4 protein-coding genes and 2 tRNA genes are annotated in these 6,202 nt (G+C 42.9%); all 6 read right to left on the reverse strand.

Annotated features, from left to right (window positions below):
• Positions 1-2: 2 nt before the first annotated feature.
• The 6 genes from rsxC to ACHUGF_RS10885 all read right to left on the reverse strand — a co-directional run bounded on the left by rsxC (position 3) and on the right by ACHUGF_RS10885 (position 6,202).
• Positions 3-2,501, reverse strand: coding sequence for an electron transport complex subunit RsxC (gene rsxC / locus ACHUGF_RS10860; RefSeq protein ID WP_394131102.1), 2,499 nt, complete (start codon positions 2,499-2,501; stop codon positions 3-5).
• Positions 2,495-3,076: an electron transport complex subunit RsxB gene (rsxB, locus tag ACHUGF_RS10865; RefSeq protein WP_394131131.1), complete on the reverse strand. Its 582-nt coding sequence runs from the start codon at positions 3,074-3,076 to the stop codon at positions 2,495-2,497. Before rsxB ends, rsxC begins: the two co-directional genes overlap by 7 nt.
• A gap of 2 nt (positions 3,077-3,078) precedes the next feature.
• The gene (gene rsxA, locus ACHUGF_RS10870) at positions 3,079-3,657 is read right to left on the reverse strand and encodes an electron transport complex subunit RsxA (RefSeq protein WP_394131104.1); all 579 of its coding nucleotides are present in this window, start codon (positions 3,655-3,657) and stop codon (positions 3,079-3,081) included.
• Between the two features lie 180 nt (positions 3,658-3,837).
• On the reverse strand, positions 3,838-5,745 hold the full coding sequence (locus ACHUGF_RS10875; protein WP_394131106.1) for an EAL domain-containing protein: 1,908 nt from the start codon (positions 5,743-5,745) through the stop codon (positions 3,838-3,840).
• A 284-nt stretch (positions 5,746-6,029) separates the two neighbouring features.
• A tRNA-Asn gene (locus tag ACHUGF_RS10880) sits at positions 6,030-6,105 on the reverse strand.
• A 22-nt stretch (positions 6,106-6,127) separates the two neighbouring features.
• Positions 6,128-6,202 (reverse strand) — tRNA-Asn (locus tag ACHUGF_RS10885).

Here is a 6,202-nt window from a genome sequence, read left to right on the forward strand (position 1 = left end):
GATTAATCCTCTTGCTGCTTAGCGAGCTTTTTCGCTTTTGCTTTAGCGACTGCAGCAGCAATTTTGGCTTTTTTTATGTCTGCAGCGGATTGCGGCTGCTCAACAATGTTGTCTTTATTATCTGAGATAACGTCAGTATTAGGCTGTGCCACATCTAAAACCTGTGGGGGCTGTTTACTGTCTTGTGTATCAGTATTTGGGCTTGTCGTTTGCGGATTAGTACTCGCCAGACTCGCGGTTTTTTTCGCTTTGGCTTTTGCAACCGCTGCCGCTATTTTGGCTTTCTTTATATCCGCTGCAGATATCGGCTGCTCAGAACCCGATTCCTTGTGGTTAGTGGTGTTATTAGCTGTGTTAATACTGTTAGATGTCACTTCAGCTTCAAAGTCTACTTGAGCAGGACTTTGATTATCAGCGCTTTGGTTATCAGAGCTGGGTCTTTCTGATGTCGGTGTGGCGGCTGACTCACTGGCCGCTTTCTTTGCTTTAGCTTTTGCGACGGCAGCAGCAATTTTTGCCTTTTTAATCTCTGCAGCTGATTGCGGTATCTCTGCGGCTGATTGAGGTGATGCCGTTTCAACTTGATCTACAGTAGGCAGGCTCTGTTCAGAACTCAAAGGCTTTTCACCTGTTTGCTTTGCTGCTTTCTTGGCTTTCGCGCGGGCAACTGCTGCGGCAATTTTAGCCTTTTTATCATCGACGGGCGCGTCAGTGTCATTTGTTGCTACGCTGTCACTTACCTGTGCACTTTTTTGCGCTGCTTTTTTCGCTTTTGCTCTGGCAACGGCTGCTGCAATCTTGTCTTGCTGCGATACATTATTAGTATCTGAATCATTTGATTGACTAGTAGTCTCTGGCTGCTGCATCGCTTGTTGTGCGGCCTTTTTCGCTTTGGCACGGGCTACAGCCGCGGCAACTGCATCAGATTTAGCTGGCTTGTCTGTTGTTGGGGCTGGTACTTTACTGGCTTCTTTTTTAGCCGCGACACGTGCTAGCGCAGCTGCGACGGCATCTTTATCGCCAGATTTCATTGATTGTTTTCGTTTTGCTGCGGCTTGTTTGGCTTTTTCTTCACGCGCAATTTTTTCGTCTTCTAATCGCTTCAAACGTGCTTCAAATCTCACTTTCGCCGCTTCGGCTTGACGCTTTTCTTCCTCAGCATTTTTCAATGCCGATTTTGCTACTCGGTAATATTCCACTAATGGAATGTCACTTGGGCAAACATAGCTACAACAGCCGCATTCAATACAGTCTTGTAGATTAAAACTGGCGGCTTTGTCGAACTCTTGTGCCTTTGCATGCCAAAACAGTTGTTGTGGTAATAGCAGTGCAGGACAAGCAACGGCACATTCGCCACAACGAATACAAGCTTGTTCTGGCACACTTGGGGCAATCTCTTGTTGGCTAGGCGCCAAAATGCAATTACTCCCCTTTAAAATGGGGACGTGTAAATTATTAATGGCATATCCCATCATTGGGCCACCAACAATTAGGGTCTGCTGTGCGTGGGCATCAAACCCGACATGTGACAACGCATGTTCAATGGGGGTGCCAATCGCTAACCAATAATTGCCTGGTTGATTTACTTGCTCACCCGTTAAGGTGACAACGCGTTCAATTAATGGCTTTCCTTCTGTAACGGCTTGGTTGATCGCAAACGCCGTTCCAACGTTATGCACCACGACACCGAGTTGTGCTGGGATAGTGCCACTGGGGACTTCTTTACCTGTGATAATTTGAATGAGCTGCTTTTCGCCGCCAGAGGGGTATTTTGTTGGAATAACCGTCACACGGATAATGTCACCATCAAGCGTCGATTGTGCAATTGCAGCTTGCATGGCATTGATTGCCATTGGCTTATTGTCTTCAATCGCAATAATGATGCGTTTAGGCGTCAGCAACTGATTAATAATGGCTATACCAGCTAAGATTTGTTTAGCATGCTCTTGCATTAAGCGATCATCAGCAGTGATGTAAGGCTCACATTCCACACCATTGATTATCACTAAATCAATTTCACTGGCGGGGTTAAGTTTTATGTGACTTGGAAATGCTGCACCGCCCATTCCGGCGATACCTGCTTGCTTGATTTTATCTAATATGACCGGATTGCTGAGCTCGCTCGCAACACTTGCAGTAGTCTCACACCATGTGTCTTGACCATCGGTTTCAATCACACAGCTTAGTACACTTAAGCCTGATGCATGATTGCTGGTGCGGGGTTCAATAGCTATAACAGTCCCAGATGTAGGCGCATGCACTGGCAAATAGGTAAATCCACTACCCTTGGTGAGGCATTGTCCCTTTAATACATGATCGCCCACATTTACGGTAAGCGTGGCTAATTCGCCTACTTGTGGAATAGGGATAATGTATTCATTAGCCAAAGGAAGACGGCCAATTTTTTGTTTGTTGGATATCGACTTGAGCTCAGGTGGGTGTATGCCTCCTGGAGAGTGCCACAGTGTGCCTTTATCCAATTGTTCTAATAAAGTTAACACCGTTTATCCTCATATTGCTTAGCTGAAATCACATTGATTGGTTGTGGGTTTAGTTTCCAGTCCCAGTTGTTAATCGTTTGAGGGACAGGGATCATGTCGATGCAATCAACTGGGCAAGGCTCAACGCACAAGTCACAGCCAGTACAGTCTTTGGTGATGACGGTGTGCATTAACTTGCCTGCACCTAAAATGGCATCAACAGGGCAAGCTTGAATACATTTGGTACAACCAATGCATTCATCTTCACGAATGTAAGCCACTTTTTTGGTGGTATCTGCCGCTTCAGCATCTAAGGGCTCTGGGTCAACACCCATTAAATCTGCCAATTTTTCCATGGTCGCAGTGCCACCAGGCGGGCATTTGTTAATTTTTTCACCATTAGCGATAGCTTCTGCATAAGGGCGACAACCTGGATAGCCACATTGTCCACACTGAGTTTGAGGCAATAAAGCTTCAGCTTGATCGACAACAGGGTTGCCTTCTACTTTAAATTTTTCAGCAGCAAAACCCAGCATTAAACCAAAAACTAATGCAACAGCAGTAAGGATCCCTACAGCAATTAAAATACTCGACAACATTATTTCACTAACCCTGCAAATCCCATAAATGCTAAAGACATTAAGCCGGCGGTGATCATGGCAATTGCTCCGCCTTTAAAGGGCAGAGGTACGTCAGCCGCTGCCAGTCGTTCACGCATGGCAGAAAATAAAATTAATACTAATGAAAAGCCCATTGCTGCACCAAAACCATATACGGCAGATTGGATAAAGTTATGATCTTCATTAACGTTTAATAGTGCAACACCCAGTACCGCACAGTTGGTGGTGATCAAAGGAAGGTAAATACCCAAGGCTCGATGGAGAGTATCACTGGTTTTTTGAACCAACATTTCGGTAAATTGTACCACCACAGCAATGACTAAAATAAAGCTCATGGTGCGTAGATACTGTAAATCGAATGGCTGAAGCAAATATTGATTGGTGAAATAGCTAATAATTGACGCAAGAGTCAATACAAATGTAGTCGCCAAAGACATTCCAACAGCGGAGGCTAATTTACTTGAAACCCCCATAAATGGGCAAAGGCCAAGAAATTTTACCAGAACGAAGTTATTAACCAGTACAGTACCAATTAATAGAAGCAGGTATTCGGTCATATTAGTTATTTCAACAAAATTAATCTTGTTATTATCTAAGGTTTAGCTTTAAGAAACAACGGATAAAAAACAAGGTTAATGGAATTTACCATTAACCTTGAGTGATTCTGTCAATTTCAGCTAACACATGCTCAAAAATGAGGCTTCTTGCGTAAATTCTAGCTTTTTTATTCGTGGCAATTACAAGGTTTTTGCTAACTGCTTCATTTTTTCGGGCTGCGAAATATAAAAACCTTGTAAGCCATCAACTAACAGCTTTTCTAGCATGAGCTTTTCATCTTGTCTTTCAACGCCGGTCGCAATCACACGAATGTCTAGACGCTTAGCAATATCAACTATCATACGAACAAAGAATTTATTGTTGTTGTCCTGCTCAATGTCATTACTGTAACTACTATCAAGCTTGATAAAGTCGGGGCGAACTTCGCGGAAGAATTTAAACGAAGTAAAGCCTAAACCAAAGCGCTCAATCGCTACTTTGGCACCGACCTTATGTACTTCATTGACAAATTTATGGCTAGCAGTCAGATTCGATTGCATACCCGACTCATTGATTTCAAAAATGAGACGTGATGCAACGTCCTTTTGACGCGACAAACTATCCTTCAACCAGAATATAAATTGATCTTGTAATGCGGTACTGGCACTGATGTTGATACCATACATACCAGTTAAGTTTGGATTGTCACCGAGCATTTTCAGCGCATGCATGATGATCATTTTATCTAATTCTACGCTGCTTGAATGACGCTCAGCCATTGCGATTACCGTTGAAGTAGGTAGATGTTCACCGTCTTGATTGTGAAAGCGGCTCATTAACTCTCGGTAAATAGCTTTGTCTGTATTACAAGGTTGAATAGGTTGCTGGTAAAACTCAATATTTCTACTGTCAATCAAGGTTTCAATGGTGTTTTTCCAGTGATCTGCCCCTTGCTGCTCTTCACCAGTAAATTGTTCAAGTTGATGATGACGATTTGCACCCAGTGTTTGAGCAATGCTGACAGCAGCATCTGCTAATGCTACCAGTTTTGTCGAGTCGGTGCCTTGTTCATAGGGCACCATGCCTGTGTGTGCTACAGAGTCAATGTTGGCACTTTGACCATACTCATTTAATTGATGTTGTAAGTTGTCTAGGTACTTCTGGCCTTCTTTTAAGGTTAGGCTTTCAAAGTAAATGGCAAAGTCACCACTGGAAATACGGAATGCTTCATTTTGACTAACATTACTGGCCGCGCGTTTCATGCAAGTAGCAATTTTTGCCAAGTAATCATCACCGGCTGCTCGGCCTTGAATTTCGTTGATATTGGCCAAATCAACAGACTTAGTAATGGCAAGCACACCCACACGTTTGTCTTTCGATTGCTGCAACTTATCTAAAAAGCGGTTAAAGCTTCTGCGGGTTGAAAAACCTGTGGTCGGGTCTTGATAGGCTGCTTTTGTAAGCTTCTCATTTTCAGCATGTACTTTACTTAAGCTGGACTTTAGTTGAGAACGGCAATTATCCAGTGCAAGGCCAATTGGGCGTAGCACCCCTGAGAACCGTGAGAGCTCAACAGCTTGGAATGATAGATTAGGGATACTGTTGATGTATTCTGCTGCATATTTGATACGCGACATATGCAAACGGATAAGTAAGGCAAAGCTTAACATCAAGATAATATAACTGAGTACCATCAAGGTAGCCGCTTGCTCTAAGTCAGCAAAACTCGGAGAGATCACACTGGATGTACTGAGTCGTACCTGTAATCGTCCACTATTAAGTTTTTCAATGTGGCCGAGCTCAATATTAAATAACTTACCAGCAAAGTCATCGTCAGGACGTTTTAACGTACCGCGAGTGAAGTTTTTCTCTGTATCTAATTCATGGACATATTGGAAAAACTGAAAGGTATATTGCTCAGAGAGTTGTTGATATAACTCTTCACCTGAACGGTCCCAGCCTTTGTAGTCAGCAATCGCTGCTTTAAAATTGGCTCGAGCAATTTGTCCCTGATGCTGAACTTCTTTATTTTCAGTGTGATAGATCAAAAAAAACATCATGCCAAAAGTCAGCAATAAGGTTAATTGAAATGATTTAGATATACCCATATAAAAGAGTCCATTCCCTGATTAGATAGTCAACTATCAACGATGAATGAGTGTCGCTACGCGCAGGCAATTACAACACTATCGTGAAAAGTAAGACGTCATTGAAATATATAAGTTTTATTTCAATACATATTAGCAGAATAATGAAAGCAATAGCACTAGGAACAAAAGCTATTTTAGACCTTAATGAGCAAATATGAAAAATACCGCAGGGTATAAATGGAATTTATATTGTTTGAAGGGGTGAATCAAAAGCAAGATATCGCAAGAAGGGTGATAACATATGGCTCCCCAGACTGGACTCGAACCAGTGACATACGGATTAACAGTCCGCCGTTCTACCAACTGAACTACAGGGGAATTGATATATGATAAAGTTGAATGGCTCCCCAGACTGGACTCGAACCAGTGACATACGGATTAACAGTCCGCCGTTCTACCAACTGAACTACAGGGG

This window comes from Shewanella maritima (assembly GCF_043643735.1).
GTDB lineage: Bacteria > Pseudomonadota > Gammaproteobacteria > Enterobacterales > Shewanellaceae > Shewanella > Shewanella maritima_A.

What these genes read in the sequence shown, in the direction of transcription:
- ACHUGF_RS10875 (WP_394131106.1), bottom strand. Translation starts at nt 5,745, where the DNA reads ATGGGTATATCTAAATCATTTCAATTAACCTTATTGCTGACTTTTGGC.
- rsxA (WP_394131104.1), bottom strand. Translation starts at nt 3,657, where the DNA reads ATGACCGAATACCTGCTTCTATTAATTGGTACTGTACTGGTTAATAAC.